Source organism: Halomonas ventosae (genome assembly GCF_004363555.1).
Taxonomy (GTDB): Bacteria; Pseudomonadota; Gammaproteobacteria; order Pseudomonadales; family Halomonadaceae; genus Halomonas; species Halomonas ventosae.
This window is the reverse complement of sequence record NZ_SNZJ01000023.1, coordinates 19,443-40,240: the sequence shown is the minus strand read 5'-3', so window position 1 is coordinate 40,240 and position 20,798 is coordinate 19,443. Positions and strand designations below refer to the sequence as shown.

Annotated in this window: 19 protein-coding genes; 5 read left to right on the top strand and 14 right to left on the bottom strand. The window is 69.1% G+C overall.

All coding sequences use genetic code 11. The features are described from left to right. Positions 1-95 precede the first annotated feature (95 nt). Positions 96-515, top strand: coding sequence for a VOC family protein (locus DFP85_RS16575; RefSeq protein ID WP_133637536.1), 420 nt, complete (start codon positions 96-98; stop codon positions 513-515). Positions 516-624: 109 nt separating this feature from the next. Here the strand turns inward: DFP85_RS16575 and DFP85_RS16570 are convergent, their stop codons facing one another. The 11 genes from DFP85_RS16570 to ffh all read right to left on the bottom strand — a co-directional run bounded on the left by DFP85_RS16570 (position 625) and on the right by ffh (position 11,723). Next, entirely contained in the window at positions 625-1,242 is a 618-nt protein-coding gene (locus tag DFP85_RS16570; RefSeq protein WP_133637535.1) for a YitT family protein, read from the bottom strand. A 10-nt stretch (positions 1,243-1,252) separates the two neighbouring features. Further along, entirely contained in the window at positions 1,253-3,055 is a 1,803-nt protein-coding gene (locus DFP85_RS16565; RefSeq protein ID WP_133637534.1) for a single-stranded-DNA-specific exonuclease RecJ, read from the bottom strand. Between the two features lie 271 nt (positions 3,056-3,326). Then, positions 3,327-4,715 (bottom strand): threonine synthase, encoded by a 1,389-nt coding sequence (gene thrC, locus DFP85_RS16560; RefSeq protein ID WP_133637533.1) that lies wholly within the window; start codon positions 4,713-4,715, stop codon positions 3,327-3,329. Between the two features lie 3 nt (positions 4,716-4,718). Next, a complete protein-coding gene (locus tag DFP85_RS16555) occupies positions 4,719-6,035 on the bottom strand; it encodes a homoserine dehydrogenase (RefSeq protein WP_106231361.1) in 1,317 nt (438 codons plus the stop codon). 85 nt (positions 6,036-6,120) lie between these two features. Next, positions 6,121-6,861 carry a DsbC family protein gene (locus DFP85_RS16550; protein ID WP_133637532.1) on the bottom strand — a complete coding sequence of 247 codons (741 nt, stop codon included), beginning with the start codon at positions 6,859-6,861 and terminating at the stop codon, positions 6,121-6,123. Positions 6,862-6,864: 3 nt separating this feature from the next. Next, the gene (gene xerD / locus DFP85_RS16545; protein ID WP_208108537.1) at positions 6,865-7,767 is read right to left on the bottom strand and encodes a site-specific tyrosine recombinase XerD; all 903 of its coding nucleotides are present in this window, start codon (positions 7,765-7,767) and stop codon (positions 6,865-6,867) included. A gap of 118 nt (positions 7,768-7,885) precedes the next feature. After that, entirely contained in the window at positions 7,886-8,242 is a 357-nt protein-coding gene (gene rplS / locus DFP85_RS16540) for a 50S ribosomal protein L19 (protein WP_106231358.1), read from the bottom strand. A gap of 160 nt (positions 8,243-8,402) precedes the next feature. Continuing rightward, complete coding sequence (gene trmD / locus DFP85_RS16535; protein WP_133637566.1) at positions 8,403-9,164, bottom strand: tRNA (guanosine(37)-N1)-methyltransferase TrmD; 762 nt, start codon at positions 9,162-9,164, stop codon at positions 8,403-8,405. Positions 9,165-9,247: 83 nt separating this feature from the next. After that, positions 9,248-9,796, bottom strand: coding sequence for a ribosome maturation factor RimM (gene rimM, locus DFP85_RS16530; protein WP_133637531.1), 549 nt, complete (start codon positions 9,794-9,796; stop codon positions 9,248-9,250). 40 nt (positions 9,797-9,836) lie between these two features. Next, complete coding sequence (rpsP, locus tag DFP85_RS16525) at positions 9,837-10,085, bottom strand: 30S ribosomal protein S16 (protein ID WP_133637530.1); 249 nt, start codon at positions 10,083-10,085, stop codon at positions 9,837-9,839. Between the two features lie 228 nt (positions 10,086-10,313). After that, positions 10,314-11,723, bottom strand: coding sequence for a signal recognition particle protein (ffh, locus tag DFP85_RS16520; RefSeq protein ID WP_133637529.1), 1,410 nt, complete (start codon positions 11,721-11,723; stop codon positions 10,314-10,316). A gap of 225 nt (positions 11,724-11,948) precedes the next feature. On the opposite strand from ffh, the gene DFP85_RS16515 reads away from it, so the two are divergent. Together DFP85_RS16515 and DFP85_RS16510 are read left to right on the top strand one after the other, a co-directional pair. Further along, positions 11,949-12,749 (top strand): cytochrome C assembly family protein, encoded by an 801-nt coding sequence (locus DFP85_RS16515; protein WP_133637528.1) that lies wholly within the window; start codon positions 11,949-11,951, stop codon positions 12,747-12,749. A gap of 76 nt (positions 12,750-12,825) precedes the next feature. After that, the gene (locus tag DFP85_RS16510) at positions 12,826-14,109 is read left to right on the top strand and encodes an HlyC/CorC family transporter (RefSeq protein WP_133637527.1); all 1,284 of its coding nucleotides are present in this window, start codon (positions 12,826-12,828) and stop codon (positions 14,107-14,109) included. 3 nt (positions 14,110-14,112) lie between these two features. Here DFP85_RS16510 and DFP85_RS16505 read toward each other — a convergent pair whose 3' ends face one another. Together DFP85_RS16505 and DFP85_RS16500 are read right to left on the bottom strand one after the other, a co-directional pair. Continuing rightward, positions 14,113-14,781 carry a 1-acyl-sn-glycerol-3-phosphate acyltransferase gene (locus tag DFP85_RS16505; RefSeq protein WP_424955099.1) on the bottom strand — a complete coding sequence of 223 codons (669 nt, stop codon included), beginning with the start codon at positions 14,779-14,781 and terminating at the stop codon, positions 14,113-14,115. A gap of 35 nt (positions 14,782-14,816) precedes the next feature. Further along, positions 14,817-15,434 carry a TetR/AcrR family transcriptional regulator gene (locus DFP85_RS16500; protein WP_106231350.1) on the bottom strand — a complete coding sequence of 206 codons (618 nt, stop codon included), beginning with the start codon at positions 15,432-15,434 and terminating at the stop codon, positions 14,817-14,819. Positions 15,435-15,623: 189 nt separating this feature from the next. On the opposite strand from DFP85_RS16500, the gene DFP85_RS16495 reads away from it, so the two are divergent. Together DFP85_RS16495 and DFP85_RS16490 are read left to right on the top strand one after the other, a co-directional pair. Further along, the gene (locus DFP85_RS16495) at positions 15,624-16,310 is read left to right on the top strand and encodes an SOS response-associated peptidase (RefSeq protein ID WP_133637525.1); all 687 of its coding nucleotides are present in this window, start codon (positions 15,624-15,626) and stop codon (positions 16,308-16,310) included. Then, positions 16,310-19,165: an insulinase family protein gene (locus DFP85_RS16490; protein WP_133637524.1), complete on the top strand. Its 2,856-nt coding sequence runs from the start codon at positions 16,310-16,312 to the stop codon at positions 19,163-19,165. The genes DFP85_RS16495 and DFP85_RS16490 overlap by 1 nt, the downstream gene beginning before the upstream one ends. Before the next feature lie 69 nt (positions 19,166-19,234). On the opposite strand, the gene sbcB is transcribed toward DFP85_RS16490, so the two are convergent. Next, positions 19,235-20,725: an exodeoxyribonuclease I gene (gene sbcB, locus DFP85_RS16485; protein ID WP_133637523.1), complete on the bottom strand. Its 1,491-nt coding sequence runs from the start codon at positions 20,723-20,725 to the stop codon at positions 19,235-19,237. Between the last annotated feature and the right edge of the window lie 73 nt (positions 20,726-20,798).

Here is a 20,798-nt window from a genome sequence, read left to right as displayed (position 1 = left end):
CCTGGCGCTGATCGCCCTGATCGCCTGGTGGTTCTGGGGGAGCCAGCGCTGACCCTTGCTAGACTGAAGGGGAATTACCGGAAACGGAGGTGGCCATGCCCAGGCTCAACGGCGTACTGGAGACCGCGCTCTACGTGGAGGACATGGCCCGGGCGCGGACCTTCTTCGAGGGCGTGATGGGACTCTCGCCCTTCAACGCCGACCACCGCTTCACCGCCTATGACGCCGGGGCCGGCTCGGTGCTGCTGCTCTTCCTGCACGGCGAGACGCTGGAGACCGTAGTGCTGCCCGACGGGATGGGGACCATCCCGCCCCACGACGGCAGCGGCCGGGTGCACCTCGCCTTCGCCATCGCCGCCCGCGAGCTCGCGGCCTGGGAGGACCAGCTCGAGGATCACGGCATTGCCATCGAGGGGCGCACCCACTGGCCACGAGGGGGAGAGAGTCTCTATTTCCGCGACCCCGACGGCCACCTTCTGGAACTGGCCACCCCCGGGGTCTGGCCCAACTATTGAGAACGCTCTCCCGCGAGAGCCTGCCTCTCTAATCCGGCCACGACCCCGGCGGTCACCTGCTGGAGCTGGCCACGCCCGGCGTCTGGCCCAACGAGTGAGCCACCATGCCTCAGCTGACGCCCATGTAGCGCCCCGGCTTGTGGTTCAGCGCGATGATCAGGTTGAGCGCCAACGCCCCCACCACCGAGAGGCCCACCCGCTCGATCGGCAGCACCAGCAGGGCGACCAGCATGATCAGCGCATCGATCCCCAGCTGGACGTAGCCCGCCCGCCAGCCATAGCGGTCCTGCAGGAAGAGCGCAAGGATGTTGATGCCGCCGAGGCTCGTGCGGTGGCGGAACAGCACCAGCATGCCGATGCCGATCAGGCTGCCGCCCATCAGCGCCGCATAGAGCGGCTGCAGCCACTCGATGCGGATCCAGCCGGCGGTGAGCTCCGAGAACACCGAGACCAGGCCGATGGCCACGAAGGTGCGAAGGGTGAACGACCAGCCCATGCGACGCACGGCCAGCCAGTAGAACGGCAGGTTGATCAGGAAGAACCCGATCCCGAAGCGCCAGCCGGTGGCGTACTGCAGCAGGAAGGCCAGGCCCGCGGTACTGCCGGTGAGCAGCATCGCTTGGGTATAGAAGCTGACGCCGAGGGCGACGAAGAGCGTGCCGACCAGCATCGCCATCACGTCCTCATGGGCGCGATGGGGGTCGGTGGGCAGTTCCTGGGGATCCATCTCTCTTTCCTTATAGTGGCTCGGCGTGCTCGACCATCAGCTGGAGGCTCTCGCGCCCCCGCCAGCGGTTGCGATTGAGCTTGAAGGCACAGTGCAGGCGATCGCCGACGCCGAAGGCCGGCACCTCCCCCGGGGTCAGGGCGCGAAACCAGATGGCCTTCAGGCTCGCTGCCCCGGCGGAGAGCTCGAGCATCAGGTGGCTGCCATCGGCCCCCACAGGTCTCAGCGCCTCGACCAGGAACTCGCCCTGGAACAGCGGGGCATCGAACTCCCGGCCATAGGGCCCGAGCCGCTCGAGCTCGTCGAGGGTGGCGAGGCCGAGCTGATGGGGCGCCAGCTCACCGTCGGTAAGGATTCGCGGGCAGAGCTCGGTATCGCCAAGCTGCTCGGCCACCGCCTGCAGGAAGGCCGTACGGAACGCCGACAGGTGTTCGCGCGGCACCCCCACCCCGGCGGCGCCGCGGTGGCCACCGAAGCGCGGCAGCGCCTCGGGCGCCAGCGCGAAGGTGCGCTGCAGGGCGTCGCGCAGGTGCAGCCCCTCGATGGAGCGCCCGGAGCCGGTGAGCATGCCGGGGGCCGCTGCCGGGGTCAGCACCAGCGCCGGCCGGCCGAAGGCCTGCACCAGCCGCGAGGCGACGATGCCCTGCACGCCCGGATGGCCCGACTCCAGGAAGACGACGATGGCGGGCTCGTCGGCCGTCAGGGCCGGCAGCGCCAGGGCCTTGGCCTCCTCGGCCATCTCCGCCTCGATCGCCTTGCGCGACTGGTTATCCTGATCCAGCACATCCAGGTAGCGGCTCGCCACATGATCCTGCTCGGCGAGCATAAAGTGCAGCGCCGCATAGGGATCGTCGAGCCGCGAACGGGCGTTGATCCGTGGTCCCATCTGGAAGGCCAGGGTCTCGGCATCGAAGGGCACACTGTCGGCCCCCAGGCGTGCCGCCATGGCGCGCCAGCAGGCGGCCTCCATGCGATTGATCAGCGCCAGGCCATGGGTCACCACGGCGCGGTTGGCGGCGCTGCCGCCCAGGGAGACGCAGTCCGCCACCGTGCCCAGTGCCACGTAGGAGAGCCAGGGCGAGAGCTTGGGCGTGGCTTCGGGCAGCACCCCCCACTCGACCAGCACGCCGCGGGTCAGCGACATCGTAAGCCAGGCCACCATGCAGCCGGCGATGGTCGGGTCGGGATAGGCGCAGTCGTCACGGGTGGGATTGACCACGGCATAGGCCGAGGCCGGCGGCCCCTCCACCGGCAGGGCGTGGTGGTCGCTGACCACCACCTCGATGCCGGCATCCCGGAGCCGGGCGATGCGCGGCTCGTCGGAACTTCCACAGTCGGCGGTGATCACCAGGCTCGGCCGCGGCGAGAGCGCCAGTGTGCGCTCCACCAGCGGCAGGCTGATGCCGTAGCCGTCATGGATGCGGTGGCCAATGAGGCTGTGCAGGCGCGCCTCGGGCACCCCGAAGAGCTCCACCAGGGTACGCCGGATCACCACGTGGGAGGTGATGCCGTCCACGTCGTAGTCGGTGAGGATGCCGATATGCTCGCCATCCACCACCGCCTGGGCAATGCGCTCGGCCGCACGCCGTGCGTCGGCGAGCTTCTCGGGGTGGGCCAGGTGGCGCAGGCTGGGCGAGACCAGCGGCGCCAGTTCACCCTGGTAGCCGGCAAGCCGCCCCGCCAGCACCCGGGCCTGAAGCTCGGTCAGGCCCTCTTCGCGAGCACGGGCATAGAGCCCCTCATCGCGGGGCCTGGGCTGGATGCGGGGGCGCAAACGCGCATGCAGATCGATGGGATCGGTGACGGCGTCCAAGCCATGCTCCTCTGGTTCAAGTCGGTGACCGTTGGGCAAGAGAAGGCGCCGGACCGAGCGAGGGGCGCCGGGGACAGGCCGAAGAGGGGGTCCTATGCCAGGGATGGTATCGGTAGCGCCCAGGGAAGGGTTCACAGCGCCTCCTCGATGGTCCGACACTTCGGGGCCTGTCGCCGGGTCAGCCCCAAGCGGGCATCGTACGCCAGCGGCGCTTGGGCTTCACACAACTAGCCTGGCGCCCCTCGCCAGTGATGTCGCTGGGTCATGCACTTCAGCGCCGGTTCTCGGCCACGAACTGCTGCACGGCGGAAAGCTCCGCGGGCAGCACGGTGTAGCGCTCCTCGCGCTCCAGCAGGTCGTCCATGTGCGGCGGCAGCGGCACGCCCGGGAAGCCGGCCTTGACCACCGCTTCGGCGAACTTGGCCGGGTGGGCCGTGGCCAGGGTGATCACCGGGGTCGCGGCATCGGCACGCTCCTGCTCGGCGGCACGGTAGCCGGTGGCGGTGTGCGGGTCGAGGATCTCCTGGGTGCGGTGATGCGCCTCGCGGATCACCTCCAGGATGGTGGCATCGTCCACGCTGTGGCTGGCGAAGGACTCGCGCAGCCTGGCCAGCGGCGCCTCGGCCAGCGCCGAGGGCTCGCTCTGGAAGCGCTCGAGCAGGGCCTTCACCGCCGCCCCGTCGCGCTCGTAGGCCTCGAACAGCAGCCGTTCGAAGTTGGAGGACACCACGATGTCCATGGAGGGCGCCAGGGTGGCCACCAGCTCCTGCTTGGAGAAGTCGTTGTCGGCCAGGGTGCGGTGCAGGATGTCGTTGGCATTGGTGGCGATGATGAACTGCTTCACCGGCAGCCCCATGCGCTTGGCCATGTAGCCGGCGAAGACATTGCCGAAGTTGGCCGAGGGCACGCAGAAGCTCACCGCCCGGTGGGGGGCCCCCAGCGCCACGGCCGAGGCGACGTAGTAGACGATTTGGGCCATTATGCGCGCCCAGTTGATGGAGTTCACCGCCACCAGCCGGGTGCCATTCAGGAACGACTGGTCGGCGAAGCTCGCCTTGACCATCGCCTGGGCGTCATCGAAGTTGCCCTCGATGGCGACATTGAAGACGTTGTCGGCCAGCACCGTGGTCATCTGGCGTCGCTGCACCTCCGAGACCCGCTGGTGGGGATGGAGGATGAAGATGTCCAGGTTGTCGCAGTGGCGGCAGCCCTCGATGGCCGCCGAGCCGGTATCCCCGGAGGTCGCCCCCATGATGACGGCCCGCTCGCCACGCTTCTGCAGGAAATGGTCGAGGATGCGGCCGAGCAACTGCAGCGCCACGTCCTTGAAGGCCAGCGTCGGGCCATGGAACAGCTCGAGCAGGAAGTGGTTGGCATCGAGCTGGTTGAGCGGCACCACGGCATCGTGGCTGAAGGTGGCATAGGCCTCCTCGACGATGCCGCGGAAGGTCGCGTCGTCGATCTCGCCGTTGACGTAGGGCTGCATGACCCGGAAGGCGATCTCGGCATAGGAGAGCCCGGCCATGGCCGCCAGGTCATCATGGGAAAGCGTCGGGATCTCATCCGGCACATAGAGGCCGCCGTCGCTGGCCATGCCGGTGAGCACGACCTCCTCGAAGGAGAGCGCGGGCGCCTGCCCGCGGGTGCTGATATAGCGCATGGCTTACTCCTGCTCGTCCAGCGACTCGACCCGAATGCGCGTCACCGGGCCGGCGATGTCGGCCAGCGACTCGATCAGGCGGATCGCCTCGTTCATCTGCTTCTCGCGGGTGCGATGGGTCAGCAGGATGATCGGCACCAGTTCGCCCTCGGTGGCCTCCTTCTGGATCAGCGCCTCGATGGAGATGCCCTGCTCGGAGAGGATGGTCGCCACCCGCGCCAGCACGCCGGGGCGGTCCACCGCCAGCAGCCGCAGGTAGTAGGCGGTGATGATGTCTTCCATGGGCATGATCGGCAGGTCGCTCTCCTGCTCGCCGATGCCGCTGAAGGCCAGGTAGGGCACCCGGTAGTGGTGATCGGTGGCGATGTCGCGGGCCACGTCCAGCAGGTCGGCGACCACCGCGGAGGCGGTGGGCTCGGCGCCGGCACCGGCTCCGTAATAGAGGGTCGGTCCCACGGCGTCGCCCATCACCGCGATGGCGTTCTTGACGCCGTGGACGCTGGCCAGCAGGCGTTCCTTGGGAATCAGGGTCGGGTGCACCCGCAGTTCGAGGCCCGATTCGGTACGCTTGGAGATCCCCAGATGCTTGATCACGTAGCCCAGGTTGTCGGCCTGCTCCACGTCCTCGGCGGTGATCCGCGAGATGCCCTCGGTGTAGGCCTTGTCGAACTGCAGCGGCACGCCATAGGCGATGGAGGCGAGGATGGTCAGCTTGTGGGCGGCGTCGATGCCCTCGACGTCGAAGGTCGGGTCGGACTCGGCGTAGCCCAGCGCCTGGGCCTCGGCGAGCACGTCCTCGAAGGCCCGCCCCTCGTCGCGCATATGGGTCAGGATGTAGTTGCCGGTGCCGTTGATGATGCCGGCCACCCACTCGATGCGGTTGGCCCCCAGGCCCTCGCGCAGCGACTTGATCACCGGGATGCCACCGGCCACCGCGGCCTCGAAGGCGACGATCACGCCCTTCTCGTGGGCGGCCCGGAAGATCTCGTTGCCGTGCACGGCGATCAGCGCCTTGTTGGCGGTAACCACGTGCTTGCCGTGCTCGATGGCGGTGAGCACCAGCTCGCGGGCCACGTCGTAGCCGCCGATCAGCTCGACCAGCACGTCGATATCGGGGTTGGTGGCCACCTCGAAGACGTCGGAGGTGGTCCGGATGCCGGTGGTATCACAGTCGGGATTGAGGCTGCGGAAAGCGACCTGCTCGATGACGATCGGACGTCCCGCCCGCCGGGCGATGTCGTCGGCATTGCGTGTCAGCACGTTGAAGGTTCCGCCACCGACGGTCCCCAGGCCACAGATTCCCACTCTCACCGGTTTCAATGTCATTCCCCTCGTTCTGGCGTGTGTCTCAGCGTGGATCGGGCCCGTCCGGGCCCGCCGTGCCGACGTTCATCGACGTCGGTCATCACTCGTTCAGGCCGAGCATGGCGGCCAGGCGCTCCGCCGGCACGTAGCCGGGCACCAGGCGACCGTCGGGCAGCACGATGGCCGGCGTACCCTGGACGCCGAGCTCCATGCCCAGATGATACTGTTCCTCGACCGGATTGTCGCAGTCGGCGGCAGCCGACAGCGCTTCCTCGCGCTTGGCCGCGGACATCGCCTCGGCCGGATTGTCGGCACACCACACCTGCTGCAGCTCCCTGCCCCCCGGCGAGCCCAGGCCGCTGCGCGGGAAGGCCAGGTAGTGCACCTCGATCCCCAGCTCGTTGAGCCGTGGCACCTCCTCGTGGAGCTGCCGGCAGTAGGGGCAGGTGGTATCGGTGAAGACCATGAGGGTGGCGCGTGGCTCGCCGGGGCCGCGGAAGACCACCCGCTCGCTCTCCGGCACCGCGGCGAGACGCCCGCTGCGCTCGGCGTTGCGCCCCTGCTCGGTGAGGTTGACCAGGCCGTTTTCGCCGTTCTCGTAGAGGTCGCCGACCAGGAAGTGGCTGCCCTCGGCGTTGCTGTAGAAGGTCTCGCCACTCTCCAGCCTCACCTCGAAGAAGCCCTCCAGCGGTGTCTCGCGCACGCGCTCCACGGGCATGGACTGGCCGTTGACCGTGAGGGTCTCGGCCAGCTGTTCGGCCGGGTCGGCCTGGGCGACGGGCAGCAGGGCCAGGGAGGCGGCGAGCAGTCCGCCGCCGAGGGTAAGGGTCGATCGTCTCATGAGTCAGCCTCGAGGATGATGGTCGGCATGCAGGGCTTCCAGTCGCACCTGCGCCACATGGGTATAGATCTGCGTGGTCGAGAGGTCGCTGTGACCGAGCAGCAGCTGTACGACACGCAGGTTGGCCCCATGATTCAACAGATGGGTGGCGAAGGCGTGGCGCAGGGTATGCGGCGACAGCGGCCGGTCGATGCCGGCAGTACGCGCATGGGCCTTGATGCGGTGCCAGAAGGCCTGGCGCGTCAGGCAGCGGTCGCCCCGCCCGGGAAACAGCGCCGGTCGGGTGATGTCGACCATCAGCGCCCCCCGGGCGCCACGCAGGTAGCGCGACAGCCAGGCCACGGCCTCCTCGCCCAGTGGCACCAGGCGGTCCTTGTCGCCCTTGCCCCGCACCCGGACCACCCCCTGGCGCAGGTTGACCGCATCGGTGGTCAGCCCCACCAGCTCGCTGACCCGCAACCCGGCCCCGTAGAGCAACTCGAGCATCGCCCGGTCACGCAGCCCCAGGTCGGTGGCCAGATCCGGGGCCGCGAGCAGGCGCTCCACCTCGGCCTCCTCCAGGGTATCGGGAAGCGAGGGGCGCACCCGGGGCAGCCGCACCTCGGCCAGCGGGTCCTGGTCGACGAGCCCTTCTGCCAGCGCCCAGCGATAGAAGCCGCGCAGGCTGGAGAGCAGCCGGGCGTTGCTGCGCAGGCTGTAGCCGGCCTCGCGACGCTCGTCGAGCCAGGCCGGCAACTCCCCGCCGGCCGGCGCCAGCAGCCGCTGGTTGGCGCACTCCAGGCGCGCCTGCCAGGCGCTCAGGTCGTGGCGATAGGCGGCCAGGGTATTGTCGCTCGCCCCCCGCTCCAGCCACAGGCCGTCGAGGAAGGCATCGACCAGCGCGCCCGCATCCATGGTGGCTTGCATACGGCTCCCGGTCAGGCCCCAGCAGCACGAAACCCCGCCCCGCGGCAGCGGTGACGGGGTCTCGCGGGAGGTGCGGGGCCTGGGGCCCCGGCACCACGGGCCGGCAGAGGCAGCTGCCTCAGGCCAGCTTTTCCTTGATGCGGGCAGACTTGCCGCTGCGCTCGCGGAGGTAGTACAGCTTGGCCTGGCGCACGTCACCGCGACGCTTGACCTCGATGGAGTCGACCAGCGGGCTGTAGGTCTGGAAGGTCCGCTCGACACCGACGCCGTGGGAGATCTTGCGTACGGTGAAGGCCGAGTTCAGGCCACGGTTGCGCTTGCCGATGACCACGCCCTCGAAGGCCTGGAGACGCTCGCGGGAGCCTTCCTTGACCTTGACCTGGACGACCACGGTATCGCCGGGGGCGAAGGCCGGGACTTCCTTGCTCATCTGCTCGCTCTCGAGCGCCTGGATCACCTTGTTCTTGCTGCTCATGACATTGACTCCTTGATAACCTGATCCGCCGGTCGGCTTGGGTTGCCGGCGAACCGTGATCCCGGCGCCCGAGTCGAGCTCGAGAGCGCGGGAATGCCGTTGGTGACACAGGTCCACCGGGCCCGCTGCGGGGCATGGCGTCCTGCACCTCCGCCCTGTCCTACCGCGTGGACAGTGCGTAGTCCTCGATGAACTCCTCGAGCAGCTTGCGTTGCTCGCCACTCAACGTCCTGCCTTCCAGCAGGTCGGGACGCCTGAGCCAGGTCCGCCCCAGGGACTGCTTGAGCCGCCAGCGCCGGATGGCGCCATGGTGGCCGCTGAGCAGGACCTCCGGCACCCGCCGCCCGTCGACTTCCTCCGGGCGCGTGTAGTGCGGACAGTCCAGCAGTCCGTCGTTGAAGGAGTCCTCGACCGCGGAATCCTGATGGCCCAGCACCCCGGGCACCAGCCTTGCCGCGGCATCGATCAGCACCATGGCCGGCAGTTCGCCGCCGCTGAGCACATAGTCGCCGATCGACCACTCCTCATCGATGTCGGCTTCCACCACCCGCTCATCGATGCCTTCATAGCGCCCGGCCACCACCACCAGGGGTGGGCCCGACGCCAGCTCCTGCACGCCCCGCTGGTCCAGGCGGCGCCCCTGGGGCGACAGGTAGATGACCTTCGCCCGCGTCCCGGTGGCCGCCTCGGCCCGCTCGCGAGCGGCGTGGATGGCCGCGCGCAGGGTGTCGACCTTCATCAGCATCCCCGGGCCACCGCCATAGGGGCGGTCATCCACGGTGCGATGCCGGTCGGTGGCGAAGTCCCGGGGGTTCCAGAACTCGAGCGCGATGCGCCCCTTCTCCACCGCCCTGCCCGTGACGCCATGGCGAGTGATCGCCTCGAACATCTCGGGAAACAGCGAGACCACCCCGACCCACATGCTGGCCGCCTGCCCGGCAGCCGCCGAATCGTAGGTCATCGAACCGGTTTCCGTCGGGGCTGTATCCGTCAAAACTGTTTCCGTCAAAATTCCGGATCCCAGTCGACGGTCATCACGCCGGCCTCGAGGTCCACGTCCAGCACCACCTCGCCGGGGAGGTAGGGCAGCAGCCGTTCGCGAGCCTCGATGCCCTCGTCGACCTCGCCCTTGACCACCAGGACGTCGTTGGCGCCGGTCTCGAAGAGATAGGCGATCTCTCCCAGCGCCAGCCCCTCGCGGGTCACCACCCGAAGGCCTTCCAGCTGATACCAGTAGTAGTCATCAGCATCGAGCGCGGGCAGTTCCGCCTTGGGCAGCAGGATCTCGGCGCCGGCCAGGGCCTCGGCCGCCTCGCGGCTGTCGACCCCCTCGAGCCGGGCCACCAGGCCCTTGCCCTGACGGCGTCCCTGCAGGACGCCCACCCGGGTCAGCGTCGTCCCCTGGCGCAGCACCCAGGACGCGTAGTCGAGGATGCCCTCCATGGGGCTGGTGTACGAGTACACCCTCAACCAGCCCTTGACACCGTAAGGGCTGGTCAGCGTGCCCAGCACCACATGATCGTCGGCGGGCTGCGCTTGCGCGTGTTCGCTCATCGACGACCCCTGGAGCGTTGCAGCCGGCAAGTCAGGCCCTTCAGGCCTGCTTGCGGGCTTCCTTGACCAGCTCGGCGACGCGGTCGGAGAGCTGGGCCCCCTGGCTCTGCCAGTGGCTGATGCGCTCCAGGTCGACGCGCAGGCGCTCTTCCTGGCCACGGGCCACCGGGTTGAAGAAGCCCAGGCGCTCGATGAAGCGGCCGTCACGGGACTTGCGGGAATCGGTCACGGTGAGGTGGTAGAAGGGACGCTTCTTGGCGCCACCACGTGCCAGACGAATGGTAACCATGCGTTGATTATCCTTCGGTTGAAGTTGCGGATGTTTCGGCCGAGGTGCCGATACCCTGCTGGCCCTCGACGATCTGCTACGGGAAGCGGGCCGACGGCCCGGCTTCGGGTCATTCGGTCACGACGATGGCCGCGTCGATCGCGGTCCTGCCAGTGAAGACGCGACATTCTACGGAAAACCGCCCGACTTGGAAACCTTTTTGCAGGGAGCGCCCCGCCGCGGGCCGGCTCAGCGCCACGGCATGCCGCCGGGACCGCCCATGCCCCCCATGCCACCGGGGCCGCCCGGACCACCGCCGCCCATCATGCCGGACATGCCGCGCATCATCTTCTGCATGCCGCCCTTCTTGCCCGCCTTCTTCATCATCTTCTGCATCTGCTTGTGCTGCTTGAGCAGGCGATTGAGGTCGGGCACCTGCAGGCCGGCACCGGCGGCGATTCGCCGCTTGCGCGAGCCGTTGATGATCTCGGGCTTGCGCCGCTCCTGGGGGGTCATGGAGTTGATCAGCGCCTCCAGCTTGCCCAGCTCCTTCTCGGGGCCGGGGCCCTGCGCCATCTCGGCCATCTGGCCCATGCCCGGCAGCTTGCCCATCAGGCCACCCATGCCGCCCATCTTCTTGAGCTGCTGGAGCTGGTCGCGGAAGTCCTCGAGGTCGAAGCCCTGTCCCTTCTTGACCTTCTTGGCCAGCTGCTCGGCCTTCTTCTTGTCGACGGTGCGCTCGGCCTCCTCGATCAACGACAGCACGTCGCCCATGCCGAGGATGCGAGAGGCCACGCGATCCGGATGAAAGGGCTCGAGGGCATCGACCTTCTCGCCCACCCCCATGAACTTGATCGGCTTGCCGGTGATATGGCGCACCGAGAGGGCCGCACCGCCGCGGGCGTCGCCATCGGCCTTGGTGAGGATCACCCCGGTGAGCGGCAGCGCCTCGTGGAAGGCCTTGGCGGTATTGGCGGCGTCCTGGCCGGTCATGGCATCAACGACGAACAGCGTCTCGTCGGGCACCACGGCCTTATGCAGCGCCTGGATCTCGGCCATCATCGCCTCGTCGATCGCCAGGCGGCCGGCGGTGTCGACGATCACCACATCATGGAACTGGATCCGGGCATGCTTGATCGCCGCCTCGGCGATGGCGACAGGCTGCTGGTCGGAGCGCGACGGGAAGAAGTCGACCTCGACCTCCTTCGCCAGGGTCTCGAGCTGGTCGATGGCTGCCGGCCGATAGACGTCGGCAGAGACCACCAGCACCTTCTTCTTCTCACGCTCGCGCAGGTAGCGCGCCAGCTTGGCCACCGAGGTGGTCTTGCCCGCCCCCTGCAGGCCGGCCATCAGCACCACGGCCGGGGTGCCCTTGAGGGTCAGCCCCTCGTTGGCCTCGCCCATGATCGCCTCGAGCTCCTGCTGGACGATCTTGACGAACTGCTGCCCCGGAGAGAGGCTCTGGGAGACCTCCTGTCCCACCGCACGCTCGCGCACGCGGTCGATGAACTCCTTGACTACCGGCAGGGCCACGTCGGCCTCGAGCAGCGCCCGGCGCACCTCGCGCAGGGTGTCCTTGACGTTGTCCTCGGTCAGGCGCGCCTGACCCTTGATCGACTTGAGCGTCTGCGACAGACGCTCGCTGAGATTCTGGAACATGGGCCTCTCCAAGAACGATGGCCGGAGAGCCGACCCGGCACCGACCGGGGGCTCCCTGCAATGGTCGAAAATTATACGCCCTGTAGCCGCCAGTCTCCATGCATGACGGGCATTCGCCGCCCTCGCGGGGCGCGACGCCGGCTGTGCGCGGCCCGGTGGATTCGGTATAGTAGCGGCTCCATTCCATCCCACCAGGCGCTGGCGAAGGCGCACGGACAGCGATCGATGCAGCCGCTATCACTTGCCGTCATGGCCTTCATCTTCTACCTCGGTGCCGCCTCCTGGCAGGGGCTGACCCTGGTTCGACGGGTGCCGCCCCGCGCCATGCTGGTGCGCGGGCTGAGCCTGCTCGGCCTGCTCTGTCACCTGCCCCTGGCCGCCACCCTGCTGGCCCGGGGTGACTCCCTGCTGCCCGGGCTCTCCACCAGCGCGGTGCTGGCCAGTGGCCTGGCCGTGCTGGTGCTGCTGGTGGTCAGCCTCGTCAAGCCGGTCCTCAACGTCGCCACCGGGCTGCTGCCGCTGGCCGGCCTGACCCTGCTGCTGGCGGTCGGCCTGCCGAGCCCCGAGCGCGGGGCCGGCATGACCCCGGGGATCGCCCTGCACGCCCTGAGCAGCGCGCTGGCATTCGCGTTGCTGGCCATCGCCGCCATCCAGGCAGTCCTGCTCGGCGTCCAGAACCAGGCGCTGCGCCATCACCACATCCGCGGCGTGGTCCAGTCGCTGCCGCCGCTGACCACCATGGAACGGATCCTCTTCGAGCTGATCTGGGCCGGCATGATCCTGCTGACCCTGTCGATCGTCAGCGGCTTCCTGTTCATCGACAACATGTTCGCCCAGCACCTGGCCCACAAGTCCATCCTCTCGCTGGCTGCCTGGGTGATCTTCGCCACCCTGCTGTTCAGCCACCACCGGCTGGGCTGGCGAGGCATGCGGGCGGTCCGCTGGACCCTGGGCGGCTGCCTGGTGCTGCTGCTGGCCTACTTCGGCAGCAAGTTCGTGCTGGAGATCCTGCTCGACCGCGGCTGACGCCGGCACTCGCCTTGACACCGCATGACCGACCCCCTACAACTCGAGCCTGATACGCCTTTGAGGATCCTTCGACTTGAGTGACGACTTCCCGCTGGGACTGCTGTTCGGCCTGCTGTTCCTGCTCGTCTGTCTTTCCGCCTTCTTCTCCAGTTCCGAGACCGGGATGATGTCGATCAACCGCTATCGCCTGAGCCACCAGGCGAACAGCGGCGAGTCGCGCGCCCTGCGGGTGATGCGCCTGCTCGCCAGGCCGGACCGGCTGATCGGCGTGATCCTGATCGGCAACAACCTGGTCAACAACCTGGCGGCCGCCATCGCCACCGTGCTCGCCATCCACTTCTTCGGCGAGGTCACCGGCCCGGCCATCGCCCCCCTGGTGCTGACCATCGTGATCCTGATCTTCGCCGAGGTCACGCCCAAGACCTATGCCGCGGTCAAGCCCGAGCGCATCGCCTATCCCGCCTCGCTGGTGCTCGAGCCGCTGCTCAAGCTGCTCTATCCCCTCGTGTGGCTGGTCAACGCCATCTCCAACGGCCTGCTGCGCCTGCTCGGCGTGAAGAGCATCGACGGCGAGACCGACAACCTGACCCGCGACGAGCTGCGCACCGTGGTGCACGAGGCCGGCACCCTGATCCCGCGCCGCCACCAGGCGATGCTGCTGTCGATTCTCGACCTCGAGAACGTCACCGTGAACGACATCATGGTGCCGCGCCACGAGGTGATGGGCCTCGACCTGGACGACGACCTGGAGGAGATCCTGGCCCGCATCCGCACCAGCCAGCACACCCGGCTGCCGGTCTACAAGGGCGACATCAACAACATCATCGGCATGCTCCACCTGCGCAACGCGGCGCGTTTCCTGTCCCGCGGCGAGGTGACCAAGGCCGCCATCGTCCAGGAGGCCCGCGAGCCCTACTTCATCCCCGAGTCCACCCCGCTGCACACCCAGCTGCTCAACTTCCAGAAGCAGAAGCGGCGCATCGGCATCGTGGTGGACGAGTACGGCGACGTGGAGGGGCTGGTGACCCTGGAGGACATCCTCGAGGAGATCGTCGGCGAGTTCACCACCGACGTGGCGGGCCTGGACCAGGAGATCCACCTGCAGGACGACGGCAGCCACGTGATCGACGGCACCGCCAACATCCGCGACATCAACAAGGCACTGGGCTGGCAGCTGCCCACGGATGGCCCCAAGACCCTCAACGGCGTGATCCTCGAGCATCTGGAATCCTTCCCCGACGGCCCGGCCTGCCTGCAGATCGGCAGCGTGCGCATGGAGATCCTCGAGGTCCGTGACAACCTGATCACCGCGGCACGCTGCTGGCAGCCGACACGGCGCCCCGCCCGACTCGGCTGATGCCTACCTCCGCGCGCTGTCGGCCCAGCCATCGGCCTCGGCCTTGAGCGAACGCACCCGGGCCTCGACGTTGCGCCGGCTCGCCTCGCCGGCCGGCAGGGGCTCACCGAAGAACAGCGCCACCCGCGCCCGGAACCGGCGAGGCGGCTTGGTCAGAGCCTTGCCGCCATGGTGCGAGGTCCAGGAGCCCCAGAGACCGGCGAGGCCAGCGGGCACCACCGGCACCGCATCCCGGGCCAGGATCAGCTCGAGGCCACGGCGGAAGGGGTGCACCTCGCCGTCCGGGGTCAGGCGCCCCTCGGGAAACACCATCACCACCTCGCCCTGGCGCAGCGCATGGCTGACCTCGATCAGCGCACGACGCACGCTGCCCGGGTCGCGACGGTCGGCATCCACGGGGATGGCCCCCACCAGCCGGAACAGCCAGTTGAGCCAGGGCGACTCGTAGATCGGCTTGTCCATCAGGAAGCGCAGCGGCCGCGGGCTCGCCCCGCCCACCACCAGGGCATCCATGAAGCTGACATGGTTGCAGACGACGATGGCCGGACCACGCGGGGGAATGTGGTGGCGGCCGCGGAAGCGCAGCCGATAGACGAGGTGAACCAGCAGGAAGACCAGCCAGCGCAGGAAGGGCCGGGGCGCACTGGCCAGTCGCCAGCTCCCCGCCACCATCGCCAGGCCCGTGACCCCCCACAGCCAGGGGGTCATCACGTCACGCCGGGCGCGTGCCTGAGGCCCGCCAGGATGGTGGCGAGCAGCTGGTCGAGCAGTTCGCCCACCTCCAGCGGCTCGCCCTGCCAGTACCCCAGGCGCTCGTTGAGCCCCAGCTGGACCAGGCCATGGACGCTGCCCCAGAGGGTGCGACTCAACCGCCGTGCCTCCAGGTCGTCCAGCGCCGGCTGGTACTCCTTGAGGGTCGCCTCCACGCGCAGGAAAAGGCCCTCGATCATCTCGTTCTGGCGCTGGTCCAGCTCGCCCTCCTGGGCCAGGGGATAGTCGAACAGCAGCTGCCAGCGGTAGGCATCCTCGCGGGCGAACTGCCAGTAGGCCCTGGCCAGCGCCTTGAGCCGCTCCTCGGGGGCGATATCGGCGAGCAGCGGCTCGATCACCCCGCGCAGGCGCGCCAGGGTCTCGATGTTGACGTGCTGGAGCAGGTTGCCGAAGCTGCCGTAGAGCTTGAGCAGGGTGCTCGGCGCACAGCCCACCTCCCGGGCGAGGGCACGCAGCGACAGCGTGTGGGCCGGGTGCTCCTGCAGCCAGGCATCGCATGCGGCCATGACCTGGGCATGGAGTGCCTCGGGGGCATGCTGTCTGGGACGGGCCATCGGGTTCCTCGCAGGGATAGTGGCGGGCATCGCGGGTCGGGCGACAAGGATACCCTCATCGAACACTGTTTTCGACAGGATATCCCACACGGATGACGATGCAAGCCGACGCCAGGATCGCCGCCCGTTCGCCGCTTTTCTCGTCAGGTCGACTTGGTTACCCTGTCGCCCCACCACCCCGGAGACCCCATGGCCGGCCGACTGCACATCGCCCCCCTCGAGCTCGAGCGCCTGCTGCCCGACCTGGCCGCCGAGACCACCCCGATCACCGGCGCCAACCTGGCCCCGCGTCGTCCCCTGTCGATCGTGCGCCTGGAAGGGGGCCGGCTGCGCCTGGTGAACGCCTTCTGGGGGCTCACGCCCCCCTGGTTGAAGGTGCTCGACCATGCGCCCCACTGCGCCCGGGCCGAAGCGCTGACGACCCGACCCATGTTCCGCGAGGCCTTCGACGCGCGCCGCTGCCTGGTCCCGGCGAGCGGCATCTATGTGTGGAAGCCGCAGCCACGCTTCAAGCAGCCCTTCCTGGTGACCCGCGTCGACCGCGGCCCGCTGCTGCTGGCAGGGCTCTGGTGCCGCTTCCATACCACCCTGAGCGAGTACAATGACTCCATGGCGCTGATCACGGTGCCCACCGGGACGCTGCTCGCCCCGCTCACCGACCGGCTACCGGCGGTGATCCCCCCCGAGGACGCGAGGCGCTGGCTCGACCCGCAGACCCCGGTGGCCGAGGCGCAATCGATGCTCGTGCCCGCTCCCGGGGAACTGTTGGGCGCCTTTCCGGTATCAAGACGAGTGAATGATCCCGCTAACCAGGATCCGGCCTGTGCCCATCCCACCGGGCCCATGCTGCGCCAGCCCATGCCACAGGAGCGATGATGACACAGCCCTTGCCTGCCCCCCTGCGCCAACCGGCCCGCCTGCTCGCCTGGCTTGCCGTGGCCGCGACCCTGATCACGGGCCTGGCCGCCCGGGCCGAGGCACCCGAGCCAGCGGCGACCGTCGACGAGGTCGTCTCGCCGCGGGTCAGCCCCCACGATGACCGCGACTACCGTGCCCTGACCCTCGACAACGGCCTGAGCGTGCTGCTGGTCAGCGACCCCGAGGCCGACCAGGCCGCCGCCTCGCTGAACGTCGGCGTGGGCAGCGCCCAGGACCCGGAGGACCTGGCCGGCCTGGCCCACTTCCTCGAGCACATGCTGTTCCTGGGCACCGATGCCTACCCGGCGTCGGACGCCTACCAGGCCTTCCTGTCGCGCCATGGGGGGAGCCACAATGCCTTCACCGCCCCCCATGACACCAACTACTTCTTCGACATCGAGCCGGACGCCCTGGCCGGCGCCCTGGACCGGTTCAGCCGCTTCTTCGTTGCCCCGCTGTTCAATGCCGACCGCCTGGAGAGCGAGCGCAACGTGGTCCACTCCGAGTACCAGGCGCGCATCCGCGACGACGGGCGCCGCGCCCAGGACGTGCTCGACCAGCTGCTCAATCCCGAGCACCCCACCACCGGCTTCTCGGTGGGCAGTCGCGAGACCCTGGCCGACCGCCCCGCAGGCGAGCCGAGCCTGCGTGAGCGGGTGATCGACTTCTACGAGAACCACTACGGTGCCAACGTCATGCACCTGGCCGTGGTCGCCCCCCAGCCCCTCGATGAGCTGGAGGCCATGGTCACCGAGCGCTTCGCCGAGGTACCCGACCGCGGCCTCTCCCGCCCGGTCATCGAGGCGCCGCTGGTGGCGGAACAGGCCCTGCCCCGGGCCGCCGAGATGCAGTCGGTGCGCGACAGCCAGCGGGTCAGCTTCCTGTTCCCTGTTCCCGACCCCCAGCAGGCCTATCGCCACAAGCCGGCCGACTACCTGGCCAACCTGCTCGGCCACGAGGGCGAGGGCAGCCTGCTCGCGGTGCTGCGCGAGGCGGGCTGGGCCGACGGCCTCTCCGCGGGGATGACCCGCGGCGACGGGCGCCATGCGCTGTTCGCCGTGGACATCAGCCTGACGCCGGATGGCGCCGAGCGGCTCGACCGCATCCAGGAAAGTCTGTTCGCCACCATCGAGCGGATCCGCGACGCCGGCCTGGCGGAATGGCGCTACGAGGAGCAGGCGCGCCTGGCCGAGCAGCAGTTCCGCTTCCAGCAGCACGGCTCGCCCCAGGGCGATGCCATGCGGCTGGCCATGAACCTGTCACGCTACCCGCTGAAGGACGTCAACGTCGCGCCCTACCGCATGGATGGCTTCGATCGCGACCAGATCACGCGCTGGCTCGACGGCCTGCGGCCCGAGAGGATGCTGCGGCTCTACAGCGGCCCGGAGGTGGAGGGCGAAAAGGTCTCGCCCTGGTTCGACGCCCCCTGGCGAGAGGTCGAGGCGACAGGCGAAGCCGAGCCGCTGGCGGGCCTCGCCCTGCCCGAGCCCAACCCCTACATCGCCGAGGATCTCGAACTGCTCGACCGCCACGACGAGGTCCCCGAGAAGCGCATCGAGGCGCCGGGCTTCAGCTTCTGGTACAAGGCGGATGCCAGCTTCGACACCCCCAAGGTGGAGTGGCGCTTCAGCCTGCAGCATCCCGCCGCCAGCCAGGAGGCTCGCGAGGCGGCGCTCTCCCGGCTGCTCGCCGGCTGGCTTGGCGACAGCCTCAACGAGACCCTCTACCCGGCAAGGCTGGCCGGCCATGGTTTCGAGGCCTATGCCCACGCCCGGGGCATCACCCTGTCGTTCTCCGGCTGGCGGGACCGCCAGGACCGGCTGATCGCCCGGGTGCTCGACCAGTTGCAGGAGGGCGAGATCGACGCGGCGAGCTTCGACCGGGTGCACTACCGCCTGCAGCGAGAATGGCGCAATGCGCCCCAGGACGCCCTCTACCGGCAGGCCCATCGCACCCTGGCCGAGGCCCTGGTACGCCCCCAGTGGCCTACCGATGCCCTGCTCGAGGCCAGCCGCGAGCTCGGCGTGGAGGACCTGCGCGACTTCCGCAAGCGCTTTCTGGCCGAGCTGCGCCTGGAGGCCATGGCCGTGGGCAACCTCGACGCCGCGCTCGCCGAGCGCGAGGCAAGACAGGTCGTCGAGGCGCTCTCCCCCTCCCTTGCGGACGACGAGATCCCGGACCTCGTCCCCCTGCAGGCGGATGAGCTGCCCGCGCTGACACCGACCACCACCCGGGAGGAGTCGCTGGTGCTGCGCTACCTCCAGGGACCGGACCGCTCGCTGGCCAGCCAGGCGCGCCTGGCGGTGCTGGGCCAGCTGCTGGAGACTCCCTTCTACCAGCGCCTGCGCACCGAGGAGCAGCTCGGCTATGTGGTCAACGCGGGTTACTCACCGATGCTGGATGCCCCGGGCATCAGCCTGCTGGTGCAGTCTCCCGATACCGCAAGCGAGGCAATCCAGGCGCGCATCGATGCCTTCCTGGACGACTTCGCCGGTCGGCTCGAGGCGCTCGACGACGAGGAGCTGGCGCCCTATCGCCAGGCCGTGCACGACGAGCTGATGCAGCGCGACACCAGCCTCTCGGGGCGCACCAATCGCCTGTGGCGCGCGCTCGCCTACGGTGACATCGCCTTCGACCGCCACCGCCGTCTCGCCGAGCGGGCACTGGCCGTGACGGCCGAGGAGCTGCGCGAGGGCTGGCCGGCACTGCGCGAGGAGGCCGTGGCGCGGGTGAGCTTCGACCCGGGTGACGAGCCCAGCGACGTGCTCTCCCTGAGCCACCACCTGAAGCCGCTGCCCGAGAGCAAGGACTGACCCGCCGACACGACAGCGCCCGGCCATCGGCCGGGCGCTGTCGTTGGCATCGCGATGCGGACCCTGTGGTCAGTCGAAGGCCTGGGGCGGCATGATCGCCTCCACGTGCATCACCAGCTCCTCGAGGATCTGCCGGTCACGGTCGGAGAGCGGCACACTGTTGAGCCGCTCGATCTCCCGGGCGAACTCCTTGAGGGTCAGGCCGGCGATGGCCGGGTCGTTCATGCGCTCCCAGCGGAAGGCCTCCCAGCGCGCCTGCTCCTCGCTCTCCAGGGTCTCCGGATAGCTGCGGGCCCGGTAGCGGAACAGCATCTCCTCGAGGCGCGGGTCCTGGAAGGCGAAGCGTGCCCCCACCAGGTCCCAGGGGTCGGTCTCGCGCACCCGCTGCATCTGCTGGCGGTCCGCCGGCGAGAAGAAGCCCCCGGCATAGAGCATCAGGTCCGGGTCATGTGGCGGCTCGGGAGGCGGCGCGGCAAACACCTCGGCGACCCGGGCAGCCACTTCCGGTCGGGCCGACAGCTGCTTCCAGTGCTCGCGGCAGGCAGCCAGGTCAAGCCCCAGGCGCTCGACGATCGCGCCATACTCACCCTTGTGCGGCCCTTCCACGTCCTTGAGGGCGCTGGTCGGGAACAGCACCGGGCACTTGTTGAGGTGGATCACCTTCAGCGGAATGCGCTCGGCTCCCTCCGCCAGGTCGTCGTTGCTGACGAAGACCCGCTCGCGGATCTGCTCCGGGGTGAGCTCCAGCAGCGGGGCCGGATCCATGGAGAGGTCGAAGACGATCACCCCGTTGGGGTTGGAGGGGTGCTCGGCCAGCGGCATCACCAGGGCGCTGCAACCGCGACTCGCCGGGTAGCGCCGCGAGATGTGCAGCACCGGCTTGCGCCCGGGCAGGTCCAGCTGCCGGGCGACGGCACGCTTGCCGCGCAGCCCGAGCAGGTAGTCGAAGAGCTTGCCGTTGCGCTCCCGCAGCAGCCTCGCCAGGGCGATGGTGGCGCGGACGTCGGCCAGGGCATCATGGGCCCCCGCATGGGCGATGCCGTTGGCGGCCGTCAGGTTTTCCAGCTTGAAGCTCGGCGCGCCATCGTCGCGCGTCGGCCACTCGATGCCCTCGGGGCGCAGGGCATGGAAGGCACGCACCACGTCGATCAGGTCCCAGCGCGAGTTGCCGTTCTGCCACTCCCGGGCATAGGGGTCGAGCAGGTTGCGATAGAAGAGGTGGCGGCTCACCTCGTCGTCGAAGCGCAGGCTGTTATAGCCCAGCGCGCAGGTGCCCGGCTCGCTCATGGCCGCCTCGACCACGCCGGCGAACTCGGCCTCGGGCAGGCCGCGGCGACGGGCCTGCTGGGGCGTGATGCCGGTGATCAGGCAGGCCTGGGGATGGGGCAGGAAGTCATCGGCCGGCTTGCAGAAGAGCTCGAGAGGCTCGCCAATCTCGTTGAGGTCGGCATCGGTGCGAATGGCCGCGAACTGGGAGGGGCGGTCGCGGCGCGGGTCGGCGCCGAAGGTCTCGTAGTCGTGCCACAGGAAGGACTGCGGGGCGGCGGGGGACTGCGCCATGGGCGGGAGCTCTCCGAAGGGCGTGGATTCACGGGCCCCAGCCTAGCACAGCCCCGCGGACGACTCAGCCGAC